Source organism: Bradyrhizobium sp. 195, assembly GCF_023101665.1.
Classification (GTDB): domain Bacteria; phylum Pseudomonadota; class Alphaproteobacteria; order Rhizobiales; family Xanthobacteraceae; genus Bradyrhizobium.
The window spans coordinates 1,731,152-1,745,499 of record NZ_CP082161.1; the positions used below are offsets into that span (position 1 = coordinate 1,731,152).

Here is a 14,348-nt window from a genome sequence, read left to right on the forward strand (position 1 = left end):
GGCCTCTGATAGCTGAACTCGGGCACTCGCCCGCACTTCCGCAAATGCTTCGTCCACAGCGCCGGTCGCCGGCCAACCAGCCGGTGTGATATCTCTCGTCATGGCATTTCTCCTTTGGAATCAGCACCCCGAGCCTACGGGCTCAAAATGGCAACGCCGACCTCTTCAGAAATTCAACAGAACCCGGGACATCCCCACCGCTCGTTCCTTGACGGCTTTCGTCGCAAAGCCGGCCGCCGGAGTGATTGTTGCTGCACCTATGCTGTAAACGGCGCAGGCTGGATCGCTGCTGCACAATCTACGGTCCTAACAAAGTCCGCACCCGTGCGGCTGGGCACGTGGCGACCAAGAAGCCATACCACACCATTTGACTCCATTCCGCTGCGAGCTCACCTTCGGCAGACCTCAGACTGAAGGCTTAGATAAGCAAGCTCGACCAGAGTCGCTTGCGAATGCGAGGTTCTATGGTCAAAGGTGCTGCTCGCAATCACGTGCTGTGGACGAGGAGGGCAGCAGGCGTTCTCCGCGCATCAGCCGACTCGGCGGATCACAGATAGCCTTGGCCTTCAGGCGTCACCTTCATGATCATGGCCTCAAAACGGCAAGCGAGGACTCACGCTAGTGACTTGTGCGGCGATGCGGTGGCTAGCAACAGTTTCTCTTGTGTGCCTACAAGTTTAGCTTGCTCGGGCTGAATTCAACGTTTCGGTCAATGACCCCTCGAATATGTCTAGGCCTTGTCCCAACGTTTCTTGGTCGATCGTAAGTGCAGGCAAGAATTTTACAACCTGATCGGTCGGTCCGCATCGCTCGATAATCAATCCCTTTTCAAACGCTCTATGTGACGTCGCCTGTGCGATTTCGGTCGTTTTGCAATCGAATCCGCATACCATGCCCCGTCCACGAACAGCAAACTTGTTTCCGTGCTGGTGCGCGATAGCATCGAGTCGACGCCGCATAAATGCGCCCAAGCGTCGGACCTGTTGCGAGAACGTCTGGTTGCGCCAATACAGATTCAAAGCCGCTTTGCCAGCAACGAGTGCAAGGTTGTTTCCTCGAAACGTCCCCGTGTGCTCGCCTGGTTCCCATGCGTCAATCGCTTCTTTGATCAGGAGCATCGATAGTGGCAAACCGTACCCACTCAGCGATTTCGACATTACAACAATGTCTGGCGACAACGCGGCGAACTCGAAACTGAAGAACTCGCCTGTACGGCCACAGCCCATTTGGATATCGTCAACTATGAAAATAGCTCCGACCTCTTTTGCCAAAGCCTGAATTGACTGCAACCATTCCTCACCGGCGACGTTAATGCCTCCCTCTCCTTGCACGGTTTCGACGAGAATGGCGGCTGGAAGATCAGTGCCACTGCTCTCGTCCATTAATACCTTTCGCACGTAATCCGCCGCACTGTGAGCGGAGCCAAGATACCCATCATAGGGCATGAACGTTGTGCCGGATAAGGGAATGCTGCTGCCTTAGCGGTAAAAGCGGTTACCGCTCGCGGCTATGGCTCCCAAGCTTTGGCCGTGATATCCATTCGTGAAAGAAATGACGTTGTGACGTCCTGTGATCTTACGCGAGAGCTTTAGAGCTGCTTCAATAGCGTTAGCTCCCGTAGGCCCCGTAAATTGAAAGCGGTAGGAAAGATTCCGTTCACGAAGGATGACAGAGCTAAAGGTCTCCATGAATTCGACCTTTGCTGGAGTGGCCATGTCCAAGCCGTGAACGACCCCATCCGACTCCAGATACTCGCTGATTGCCGCTTTGATCTCCTGATTGTTGTGGCCATAGTTTAGCGCTCCAGCGCCGGACAGAAAGTCAATGACCTTTCGGCCACCCTCTGCGAACATAATCGAGCCGCGCGCCCTGCTGAACACAGCAGGAAAGGAACGTGAGTACGAGCGCACGTTGGACTCTAGCATTTCGACTGTCTTCATTCTGCGCGCCCCGTGTCCTCCAACCATGTGGTCGTCTCCTCGACAAGAAAATCTGCCCGACGAACAAGCGCGCGGCCAATATCGTACAGGATTGGCAGATCATGAGCGCGCGGTTCCGGCGCCTCTCGGCGTCCTTTGGGCTATGCGTAGCGCGCCTGAAAATCAGTTCCAACGGCTTACCTGAGAACCAGGCGGAACAAAGCTACTATGTCTAGTAGTGTCATCCCCATCCAGCGACGGCCCCCCGGCTAAGTCGTCTTTCGCGGGCAGGTTTGCTTAGCCGCGCGCGATCGAAGAATTTGCGCATACTGCGCGGTTAGCTTGGAAACGGGGAAGTATGTGGGCCTAAAAAGTTCATCGCGACCAGAGGGGCCGATGCGCTCCCGGCGGGCGGAGCCAGCTGGACTTGGATGCTCACGCTCACGGCGAGTAGAAAGAGACACGGCCGCCGCGGATCTGGCCCGGCGCGCGGGCTATTCGGGCGTCCAGAGCCGCGTTTGGCCGGGACCGGCGCGGGAGAGTGGTCGGCGTGGATGCGTTCGGCAGCAAAGGCGTGGCTTGAGATCGCTTCGACCAGTGGCATCTGTGTTGCCCTGCAACGGATGCGTAGGTTTCGGGTGCTTCGGCCAGCCGAAGGGTTGCTGGGAGCGAACGCAAGTTGGCGAGTTTGGCGTACACCACTCGATCCTTCGAAAGCCCAACATCGCCATAATGCGGTCTTTGTGGCTTTTGTGAATTCCGCAGCCAGCGATCGTCTCGACCGACTGCGTGATTTTGGCCGCGATCGCCGCGTCTTTTCTCCCACAAACTTCGGTGCCCGACCTATCTGGAGCGGTCGCACAAGTTTCAGGTGAATTCTTTGCTCTAACGAGGTCCTGCCGACAAGCCGCTGCCGTGGCACTTTCGCGCTAAGCTCAGCAGGGATCGTGGCACTGAACGTAGGGCGCTCCTTCGTTAAAGCGAGGAGGGCCTCGCCTCGTCTGATTGCGCGATCATACCAGAGGCGCCTTGTCAGGAGCGCGACGTTGCAAGTGCTTCAACCAGATGCCGAAAGTGCAACAATAGCGACAGGAATGCGGCAAGATCCAAAGGCGAGGCTCGCCACTGGCACGCGGTAAGCACGGGCAATCGCGGATTGATCGACATCGTAAGCGCCGCGCGGGTGCGGCTTGGTCCAGACTGCTTCCCCATCTTTCACGCGTTCTTTCCACCACGGTGCTCGCGAAGCGCTTCATCGACGCAGGCGATCAACTCCAGACCGGCAAAGGGTTTGGCAAAAAAGCCGGTTACGCCGGCGCTCAACGCGCGGGCTCGCGTGCGATCATCTGCGAAGGCAGTCATCAGGATGAATGGCGCAGCGTGGCCCTGGGCCCGCATCTGTTCCAAAAGTTCAAAGCCGCTCATCATGGGCATCTGCACGTCTGCAATGACACAGGACGTATCCTTCAATTGAGACGACCGCAAGAATTCCTCAGCCGATGCAAACGTACGAACGATGTGGCCCTGCGATTTCAGAAGGTTGTTCAGTGCGGCACGAATCGAAGGATCGTCGTCGACAACGGAAACAGTTGAATACCTAGACAAGACGACCCGTTCTTAGTTGGGCGAAGGCGCTGGCCGACGCATGACGGCCAGCAGAAGGATGCGCGTGTACGACGAAATTGTAAAATCATACCTAGGTTTGTACCCTGAAACGGTCGGTCCCAATTCCCAGCCTCTCAGCCATCCTGATCAAATCGGCCAGCGATCGAGCTCCCATCTTCTTCATCACGTGACCGCGATAGATTTTGACTGTAATCTCGGCGAGCCCGAGTTCCGCGGCTACCTGTTTGTTCAATAGGCCGGCGGCGACTAGTTTCAATACATCCTGCTCTCGTGGACTTAGGGCCTCAAACAAGGACTGCAGCCTCCTGACCACCTTGTCTACACCTCGTCTCTTCCGATCCTGTTCGATAGCTGCGACTACTCCATCGAGTAGTTCCTGATCGCGAAACGGCTTGCTGAGAAAATCGATTGCTCCACTCTTCATGGCTTTGACAGTCATCGGAATATCGCCATGAGCGGTGATGAAAATAATAGGAATGTGAATCTTCAGTTTGGCTAACTCACTCTGGAGCTCAAGGCCGCTCAATCCCGGCAGCCTGATGTCAAGCACAAGGCAGCTAGGAACATCAGGGAGCTCGCTCTGGAGCATTTCCCGGGCCGATCCGTAAGCAACGACATCCAGACCGATCGAGCGAAATAGGTTGACCAGCGATTCGCGCATTGAGAGGTCATCGTCGACGAGGAAGACGCTCGGCCTCACCTCCGGCCCTACGACATTTGCGGCTTCCTTCCGCGGTTCAGAGCGCTTGGTCACGATAAGAGCCTCACTTGTACGATTTACAGTAGAATCGCCGCCTCACTACGACCTTTGATTGATCGCGTAGCCTTTCGAGGACTTTCGCGCAGTGCAAAGTTTGAGATTTTCCAGGTATGTGACGGGTCAGCCATTCGCGCCAGCGTGACGCATTACAGGAAAGTCTAGCAAAAACCGCCCGACCGGTCGAGAACTGCCTTTCGGGTCTCGTCCGCCGTCGCGTCGGATCGGCCCCGCGGCATCGATCAAACGATCAGCAGCCGATCGAGAGGCACCGAATCCAGAACTTGAGGCGCTCGCTTTAGCATTGCGGCGCGTGTCGGCTGGCCTTCGCGAATGAGCCTGCAGCGGACGACCCATTATGCGGCTGAAGGATCAGAATGCCCGGCGCCTTGGTAGTTGAACGCGGGGCCGCGAACTGAGCGAATTGGCGCGATTGTGCCTGTGCATGCGCCCATCCCGCCGGCGTTGAGATCGGCAAGCGGCGTAGACTATCGCACCCGTACTAAGGAAAATAGATATCAGAACGAGTAGCAGCGACATCAGCACATGAACTCTTCTTTTCCGTCCTCAGAGCGCCTTTGAGTTGCTCTTTGCGAGGGTGGGGAAAGCACCTTGCACCGACTTCGTACAACCTGACGCAAGGTGCGATTCAAGTCCTTTCCGTCATGTTTGTAGGAAAGATGCTCGAACTCGAGCTGCTGCAGGGGCGCTCACGTGCGTTCGTGTCGTTGCTTCCTTCACGAGGCTCGCACCCCAAGGCGGCGTAATCTGAATGGAGAGGCGGGACACACTCCATTCGGTGTCCAGGTGCGGACCAGTTCGCCAAAAGGCAGTTGCATTTGCTCTCCATCAGCCAAACAACCGCTGATCCAGCGAAAGAATCATTCTCCTACCAGAATTGGCGGAAATCATAGGTCCGTGCCGGCACCTTGAAGGTTCGCTCTTTGACCTACATAGGAACGACAAAACGCGCCCTGAGCGATCAACCTGAAGCTGTTGTCAGACCTGCCAGTAGCTCATTGATCCGCTAAGGGCCTACGGTCCAGGGGGGCGTTACAGATGGCCCGACGCATTCCGTTAAGCAGAAAGTGCGTCGGGTTCGCCCCACATCGCCAGTACATCCGTGGTGACGCTGCCTCCAATGAAGAAACCAGCGCGGCAAAACTGAGGCTCGCTCAGCAAGGCAGAGTAGGTAGTGACTCCCTGCTACTTCCGCACCGGCCAGGAAGGGCTTGAATCGTTGGTAGCGTCAGGTTGTACGATGCCGGTGTAGATCTATCGAATTGGCAAAGAAGGCGTTCCGCTGTTCTTCATATTAATTGCAATTCTCTTCACCGGTTTTGGGTAGCTTACGCCTTGCTTGAACAGCGGTTCAAGCAGCGATAACTCTCTCGGATCTATCGGCTTCGCATGGCCGGCACTCGCCCTCCTGCGAACCGCAGCGAGCGGCATTCCGATCAGCGAGGGCCTATACGGCGCTCGGTGAGCATCAGGGGTGCCTTTGTCGCGGGTCAGTTGCTCCATCAATGGGAGCAACAATGAAGAGAATAGTTATGAGCGCGGTTTCGCTCACAGTGGCTCGCAGATCTGCCCTTGATGCTGTGGTTCAGAGTCGATCACTGCATGGCGCCTTCCAACAATGGAGCCAGGAGTGAACGTCGATCTCGAAAACGGCACCGCGCTTGTCGGCCGGATTTCTAGCCTGAGCGCCCTTGCGGCGTTTATGTTCAGGGACTCGACCGAGCATCTTGCTTTTCCTCGGGCCTTAGAGGCACAACTTCATGGTCGATTGTGGAGCAAACTTCTTTGGCGGCAGTGCTGTTAAGCGTGGGCGAATTCTCGGGACCGGCTTCTGTGAGAAAGGGTCGTTCGACATGCCAGATATCAGCAAGGCGATCGCCGAGCTCACCTGATCGTCTGATCGCATTCAGAGCGGTTCGCACAATAGTCAACCAGGGAAGCGACATTCCGGTCAGCGTAAGTGCCCTGCCGTCCGGTATTCCTCGGCCGGCATCGACCTCAGATCTAGGGACTGCTCGGAGATCGACAGCTTCGTGCGGGCCTCGAGGGGAATAGACTGAGCTGATACCGCGCCAGTGCGGTTTCAGCTCGAAAAAGCAATATCGGCCGCGCTTATGTCCGCGGGGTAGCCATCGAAGCGGCGGAAAGCCAGCTGTTCGATTTGCTGCAATGGACCGAGCGCTCCCAGTCCTAGTACATCCGATTTCGAGGGGCTCATGCTAACCAGGAAGCTGCTTCAGTTCTTTGGCTCAAGTCGCTCGATCAGGCGTTGTGGTTTATTGATCAGTCAATGTCCAAACGCGCCGCCGCATATTGGATGCGTCTCGTTGGAGTTAGGTCTCTGCTGCGATCGTGAATCAGCCTCGTGACTAGCGTCTGAGAGGCGTTGTCGAAGGGGCGGCCTTCCTCAAGTGCAATATTGTGTACGGCGGGCTCCTTCAAATATCGCGTCGGATACACAAGCTCTGTGCTTCCTTAGCTCGGTACCGCGACCTCAGTGTCGCCGCGCTGCTTGCTTCATGGGGACAGCATGATCAACATTTCACAGATAACGCCAGGACGGACCGGGCGCACGCTAAGGCCCTGACAGCGCGCGCCGGGACGGCTTCGAAACTAGACACTTTTCTCGGCCCAATGCCATGTTAGTTTGGTGCTGAAGACTGAGCGCGTCGATAGTATGGTCGCTTGCTCAAGACATACTCGGACGACGTTGTGCGAAGCAAGTTGTGGCGCTCGGGGCTTCAGTTCGCGCCAGGAGATCTCGCAATTGGCTCATGGGATGGCGTTGGCGCATCGCGGCCCGGACGCTCAGGCCGATGCAGCGCTCAGAAGCCGGCGTCCAATGGCCTCGCGCGTTGTGCCGATCATGGGCAAACCGATCAGCTTTCACATGTCATTGTCTGCTTGAGCGGTAGCAGCGATCTGGGCGCTGCTGCACGTCGGGCAGTGGGCCGTGGTCGGGTAACGGGCCACGAGCCGCTCTATCGAATACGATCCTTCGCCCATACACTGCGCTAGTCGGCAGCGCCCGCTGCCGATGCTGTGCAGGCCCGGCCGGCGCGCAGGATTGGGCTGGATCGACACGATCGGGTCACGTATTGGGTGTGTAAGTCGCATCTCGGCGTGCCGCGGTCCACTCTTTGGCGGCCTTAATCGGTACTCGCGCCGTTTTGCGAAGTCCCTTCACAAGCTCGCCCCATATGTGTCAGGTTTCGGCTCAGTCCTTATTGACCGGGCGGGCAAATGCCGCGGGACCCCCTCAGCCGAACTCTGTTCGGCTCAAATGTCGACAGTGACATCCAGCCCCTGTGGGAGGACGGTGATCGCGCGTTCTGCCGTGCGTGGCGCCGGCAAATCCACGGCAGCAGGGCTGTCGTGCTTGTCGTGCGGCCCATCACGGAACACCCAGCGACGCTCGACCGCCTCGCCCATGAGTATGAGCTGAGGGAGGAGCTAGACGAGGCATGGGCGGTGCGGCCGTTGGAACTCATCCGGGAAGCTGGTCGGACTATGCTGGTCCTGGAGGATCCATGCGGCGAGCCACTGCTAAATTTACTCGGGATCCGTATGGAGCCCAAGCGCTTCGTGCGCCTCGCTGTTGGTATCGCGAGGGCCGTGGGCAAGCTTCACCGGCACGGCTTGGTCCACAAGGACCTGAAGCCCGCTCACATTCTGGTCAATTGTCCTGACGAACAGGTGCGACTCACTGGGTTTGGTCTGGCTTCCCGTCTTTCCCGCGAGCGCGTGCCGCCTGAGCCTGCCGAGTTCATCGCCGGCTCGCTGCCCTACATGGCGCCCGAACAGACCGGACGAATGAATCGCTCGGTCGATTGTCGCAGTGATCTCTATTCACTTGGCGTGACATTCTACCAGATGCTGATCGGCGCGCTGCCGTTCACGGGCTCAGATCCCTTGGAGTGGATCCATTGTCATATTGCAAGAAAAGCAATACCGCCCGTCGAGAAATCGCAAAACCTTCCGGAGCCGATATCTCAGATTGTGATGAAACTCCTCGCGAAAAGCGCCGAGGAACGCTACCAGACTGCCGCTGGCCTTGAGCACGATCTGCAACACTGTCTCGCAGCATGGGCCAACCACGGTCGCATCGACCCGTTTGAGCTCGGCACAGACGACACACCTGATCGGTTGCTCATCCCCGAGAAGCTCTATGGCAGAGCCCTTCAGATCGAGGCTTTGCTTGCCTCTTTCGATCGCGCGGTGAAGAGCGGCACGCCGAGGTTGGTGCTCGTCGCCGGTTACTCCGGTGTCGGTAAGTCTTCGCTCGTCCAGGAGCTACACAAAGCACTGGTGCCCTCGCGCGGGCAGTTGGTGTCAGGCAAATTCGACCAACTGAAGCGCGACGTTCCCTATGTGACGCTAGTGCAGACGTTTCAGAGTCTTGTCCGTCCTCTTCTCAGCAAAAGTGAGGGCGAACTCGCCACCTGGCGGCAAGCGCTCCGGGAGGCGCTCGGCGCGAATGGACGACTGATGGCCGAATTGATCCCCGATCTGAGCCTGATCATTGGCGAGCAGCCCGCGGTTGCTGAGCTTCCAGCCCGGCAAGCGCAAATTCGTTTCCAGCTGGTGCTTCGCCGCTTTATTGGCGTGTTCGCCCGGCGAACCCATCCTTTGGTGCTCTTCCTCGACGATTTGCAGTGGCATGATGCCGCAACGCTCGACTTGATCGAGGATCTCCTGACCCAGTCGGATCTGCACCTGCTGCTCATTGGAGCTTACCGCAGCAACGAACTTGATGCAGGCCATCCACTCAAACGCAAGCTCGACTCCATCAGGAGCGCCGACGTAAATTTCGAGGAGATCACGCTCTCGCCGCTCACTGCAGACGATGTCGCGCAGTTAGTCGCGGATACCCTTCGCTGCGGACCAAAACGCGCTGCCCCGCTTGCAAAGTTGGTGCATCAGAAGACGATGGGTAATCCGTTCTTCGCCATTCAATTCCTTTCTGAACTGGCTGAAGAGCAGCTGTTGACGTTCGATCACGAGTCGGCGCGCTGGCGATGGGATCTCGAGCGTATTCACGCAAAAACGTACACCGAGAACGTCGTAGAGCTGATGCTCGGCAAGCTCATCCGCCTGCCCGAGGAAACGCAGGACGCGCTGCAACAGCTGGCCTGTTTCGGCAACATCGCCGGGACGGCGGAGCTTGCGATCGTGCTCGAAATTTCGCAGGAGCAGGTGCATGCGACCCTGTGGCCGGCGATCCGGCAGGAACTGATCGCGCGCCACGGAACAGCCTACCGCTTCCTCCACGATCGCGTTCAAGAGGCGGCCTACTTGCTGGTGCCGGAATCCTCGCGCGCTCCTGCCCATCTGCGGATCGGTCGGATGCTGGCGGCACACGTCCCTGCGCACAAACGCGAAGAGGCTATCTTCGACATCGTCAGCCAACTCAATCGAGGTGTCGCGCTAATTGCCTCCGGTCAGGAGCGTGAGCAGCTCGCAGAGCTGAATTTGGTCGCAGGGCAGCGTGCCAGGGCGTCGGCGGCCTACGCCTCGGCACTCACATATTTCACCGTCGGTGCTGCGCTGCTCGCGGAGCACTCTTGGCGAAGGCGCCACGAACTCGCGTTTGCACTGGAGACAAGCCGGGCTGAATGCGAATTCTTGGTAGGCCAGCTGGACATTGCAGAGAGCCTCCTGTCCGTACTGTCGAAGCGCGCTTTGAACGCGCCCCAGCGAGCAACGGTCGCATGTTTGCGGGTCGATCTTTACTTGACGCTCGGTCAGCACGGGCGGGCAGTGCTCACAGGGCTCGAATATCTTCACGACGTCGGGATCGAGTGGTCGCAGCATCCGACGGACCAGGAAACATTGGCCGAATATCAGCGGATGTGGTCACAGCTGCCCGACGCAATCGAGGATCTTGCTAGTTTGCCTGCAATGACAGATCAGACCACGCTTGCCACGCTTGCCGTCTTGACGCGCATTCTTCCGCCCGCAGGTTTCACGGACGCCAATTTATCCGCTTTGGTCATCTGCAGAGCTGTCACCATCAGCCTCGAATACGGCAACACTGATGCTTCTTGCGCCCATTACGCATGGCTAGGCCGAATCTTGGCCGGGCGCTTCGGTGACTACCAAGCAGCTGACAAATTTGGTCGTCTTGCTTGCGACCTGGTTGATCGCGGTGAGTTCTCCCGCTTTCGGGCTCCCGTCTATTTGGCCTTCGGGTGCAACGTGATCCCGTGGACGAAGCCCCTAAGAGGTAGCCGAGTTTTGATTCGGCGAGCGCTCGCAGCTGCGGTCAGCAGCGGCGATGTCATCTATGAGGCGTACAGCTTGCTTCATCTAACCTCAAATATGATGATGGCCGGAGATCCCCTGAAAGAGGTACAGAACGAGATAGAGAAAAGCTTTGCTACGATACGGAATAGAAAGGTGCAGTTTGCTGCTGATACCGTAGCCGCTCAGCTCGCAATCATTAGAAGCATGCGCGGCCTCACGCGCTCATTCGGTTGCTTGGATGACCAACAATTTGACGAGCTAGAGGTCGAGCGATCGTTGGCACGGAGTCCGGAGCTGTCACCTAGCGAAACCGTCTACTGGATCCGCAAACTTCAGGCGCGATTTCTAGCCGGCGATTATGCTGCGGCTGTTGATGCTCGCTCCAAGGCGGAGCCCAAATTATGGACTATGCCGACAGAGCCCTTGATCGCGGAGTTTCACTTCTATGGTGCGCTGTCTCACTCATGTTACTGCGACAAGCTAGGCGAAAGCGAACAACAGCAACATTGGGATATCATTGATGCCCATTACAGACAGCTGCAGATATGGGCGACGAATTGCCCCGAAAATTTTGAGAATCGGGCTGCCTTGGTCGGCGCTGAAATTGCAAGGCGGGAATACCGCGATACAGACGCAATGCGACTGTATGAACACTCAATCCAGACCGCAGCACGTAACGGTTTCGCCCACCACGAGGGAATCGCTTGCGAACTTGCAGCGCGCTTTTATACTGCGCGCGGTTTTGACAGAATCTCCCGGGTCTACCTGCAGGACGCGCGGCGCGGCTACCTTCGTTGGGGAGCAGATGGCAAAGTGCGTCAGCTCGACGAGCTGAATCCCCATCTCAACCATGAGGAGACCACTCCTGCCGCGAATGGAATGAGGATCGGAGCTCCGGTTGAGCATCTTGATCTCGCGACGGTGACAAAAGTGTCGCAGGCGATTTCCGGCGAGATTGTTCTTCAAAAACTAATCGACACGCTTATGCGGACTGCCATTGAGCAGGCCGGGGCCGAACGTGGTTTGTTAATTCTGCTGCATGGAGGCGAGCCGCGGATCGAGGCGGAAGCCACAACGGTAGCGGATGCGCTGCTTGTAAAGGTGAATGAACAGCCCGTAACTCCGATGGCACTTCCCGAGTCCGTGCTGCATTTCGTCCTACGTGTCCGCGAAAACGTCATTCTCGAAGATGCTGCCGCCGAGCCTTCATTTGCGGAAGATCCGTATATCCGCGAGCGCAACGCGCGTTCTATTCTTTGCCTGCCACTGATCACGCAGGGCAAGCTGATCGGCGTACTTTATCTGGAGAACAATCTCGCCGCGCGCATATTCTCGGCTGCCCGCAACTCGGTGCTGAAAATGCTTGCCTCGCAAGCTGCAACAGCGCTGGAAAACAGCCGGTTGTACAGCGAAGTTCAGCAACGGGAGTCGAAAATCCGGCGCTTACTCGACGCTAACATCATCGGAATATTTATCATTCGCGAAGGAGGCGAGATCATCGAGGCAAATCAAACCTTCCTCACGATGGTTGGATACGACCGAGAGGATCTCGTCGCGGGGCGAGTGAACGGTCTCGACCTGACGCCGCCAGAATGGCACGAGCGCACACTGGATGCTGTAACAGAAGCAAAACGGACTGGAGCTGTTCAGCAGTTCGAGAAAGAGTATGTCCGCAAGGATGGCAGCCGCGTGCCGGTGCTAATTGGCCTCGCCGTCTTCGATGCGCGAGACGACCAAGGTGTTGGCTTCGTCCTAGACCTGACAGAGCGAAAGAGAGCGGAAGCGGAAGCCCTTCAAAGCGAACGACGGTATCGCGAGACTCTGATGGGGCTGGCACACGCCAATCGGATCACGACAATGGGACAGCTGGCCGCCTCAATCGCCCATGAGGTCAACCAGCCGATTGCCGCGATCAGCAGTAATGCGGGGGCGGGGCTAAATTGGCTCGGTGCTAAACCGCCAAATCTGGAAGAAGTTCGGCAGACCTTCGGTTTGATTGTCCGTGACAGTATGCGTGCAGGGAACGTGATCCGTCGGATCCGCGCTCTTATGAATAAGGCTCCTATGCAAACGGAGCTTCTCGCAATTGACGAATTGATCTTAGAGGTGCTGGCCCTAGTCCGCGCGGAACTTGCGAAAAATGATGTATGGGTGCAAACGCGACGGACTGAGGCGTTGCCGCTCGTCCGCGCAGATCGCGTCCAGGTCCGGCAGGTGATTCTCAATTTGATCACGAACGCCATCGAGGCCATGAGCGAGATCAACGAAGGTGACCGCGAGTTACTCATCAATGCGCGGACAGATGACTCGAATAACGTAGTGGTCACTTTTCGGGATACGGGTCCAGGACTCGATCCGAACAGCGCTGACCGCGTGTTCGAGGCGTTTTACACCACCAAGTCCGAAGGCATGGGCATGGGGCTGGCCATTTGCCATTCTATTATTGAGGCGCACGGGGGCCGGATGTGGGCGGGCGCCAATGATCCTCGCGGGGCCGTCTTTCAGTTCAGCATGCCGGTTGCGCCGGAGGGCGTGGATCGGTCGGAACAGGTCTCTTCAACGTCTTAGGCTCGAGTTCGATATCGAGCAGGGCGCTCCGGGAGCCCCGATCAGCGTGACAGAAGCGAGCGGCGAGACCTCGAGGATTTGAGACATTCGCGTTTCTTGCTGCCCATCGGGGAGTGTTGGAGCGTGCGCAGATTGTCGCGAATTGTCAGAAGATCTGCAATCTGACCCTAACGTCGGATTCGAGACGCTTTGAGGGCTTCCTGCAAGTCTCTTGAGACTTGCAGGGCGTCAAGCGGAATCAGACGAAAGCTGCACACGCAGTGTTCGAGAGAATGACGGCGATCGCCCTCCAAAGCATTTTTGTTTGAGTCGGAAGGGCGATATCAATGCGGAGATTTACTTTAATTGCATGCAACCGTCGCCTGTCGCTGGCCTCGCGCCGCTGCTGCCGATCGCAATAGCTGACGCGCAAGCGATGGCGTCGTGTATGGTTTTCTGTGCTCTGTAAAAGCGCCTGACGCGAGCAGGAACCGACCGCCGCCGGCGCATCGCTGCGCAGAAGGAGAGCAGTCGAGGATATGGAGAAAATCCAGGTGATACCGCGTCGTTCACAATACGTCGTTCGAGTTCGTCATCCTTTCGTAATGAGGTGAGCCACACGACGGTCTTTGTCACGGTCGCTCTTCGATAACCCTTCGATGACGCCGGCGCGATCCGCCGCGTTGCGGTTCTGGCTCATCTTCCGCGTGCCATCGAGCCGTGTAATTAGCAATCGCAGACCGACAATCCCCTTAAGCTCCGTTTTGATGAAATCGGCAGAGGCGTCAGACACCGCCCAGCGGTCTTTGCCCGAGCGCTCATGCACATCGGTCAGCCGCGTGACCACCTTTCGCAGCCGATCGGCATCATCGAAGAATTCGACCGGCCCGTAGGCATGCACAGCGACATAGTTCCACGTCGGTACGGCCTCGCCTCTCTCGTGCTTGGTCACGTACCAGGAGGGGCTGACATAGGCCTCCGCTCCAGCGAAAATGGCCATCGCCTCGCCAGTCGGTGTCAGCTTCCACTGCGGATTCGCACGCGCCACGTGGGCGTAAATCGTGCCCATGGAGCCTTCGCTCTCGTCGAGTACGACGGGCAGCATCGTTCCAACAAGACCTTCGTGAGTAGCGGTGATCAGTGTCGCCGAGCGTGCCTGGCGCATCGTCCGATGAACGTCGGTGACATCGACAACTTGGAAGGAGGGCGGCGTGTACATCGGCGAAGCTCCC

General features: G+C 57.5%; 4 protein-coding genes and 1 pseudogene. 1 reads left to right on the top strand and 4 read right to left on the bottom strand.

Annotated features, from left to right (window positions below):
* Positions 1-677: 677 nt before the first annotated feature.
* The 3 genes and pseudogenes from ectB to IVB26_RS08050 all read right to left on the bottom strand — a co-directional run bounded on the left by ectB (position 678) and on the right by IVB26_RS08050 (position 4,299).
* Positions 678-1,940, bottom strand: a pseudogene (ectB, locus tag IVB26_RS08040) (diaminobutyrate--2-oxoglutarate transaminase).
* Between the two features lie 1,194 nt (positions 1,941-3,134).
* Positions 3,135-3,524 (bottom strand): response regulator transcription factor, encoded by a 390-nt coding sequence (locus IVB26_RS08045; RefSeq protein ID WP_247971198.1) that lies wholly within the window; start codon positions 3,522-3,524, stop codon positions 3,135-3,137.
* A 91-nt stretch (positions 3,525-3,615) separates the two neighbouring features.
* The gene (locus tag IVB26_RS08050) at positions 3,616-4,299 is read right to left on the bottom strand and encodes a response regulator transcription factor (protein WP_247388731.1); all 684 of its coding nucleotides are present in this window, start codon (positions 4,297-4,299) and stop codon (positions 3,616-3,618) included.
* Between the two features lie 3,267 nt (positions 4,300-7,566).
* On the opposite strand from IVB26_RS08050, the gene IVB26_RS08055 reads away from it, so the two are divergent.
* The gene (locus IVB26_RS08055; RefSeq protein WP_247971199.1) at positions 7,567-13,137 is read left to right on the top strand and encodes a trifunctional serine/threonine-protein kinase/ATP-binding protein/sensor histidine kinase; all 5,571 of its coding nucleotides are present in this window, start codon (positions 7,567-7,569) and stop codon (positions 13,135-13,137) included.
* Positions 13,138-13,708: 571 nt separating this feature from the next.
* Here the strand turns inward: IVB26_RS08055 and IVB26_RS08060 are convergent.
* Positions 13,709-14,335: an FMN-binding negative transcriptional regulator gene (locus tag IVB26_RS08060; RefSeq protein WP_247971200.1), complete on the bottom strand. Its 627-nt coding sequence runs from the start codon at positions 14,333-14,335 to the stop codon at positions 13,709-13,711.
* Positions 14,336-14,348 lie beyond the last annotated feature (13 nt).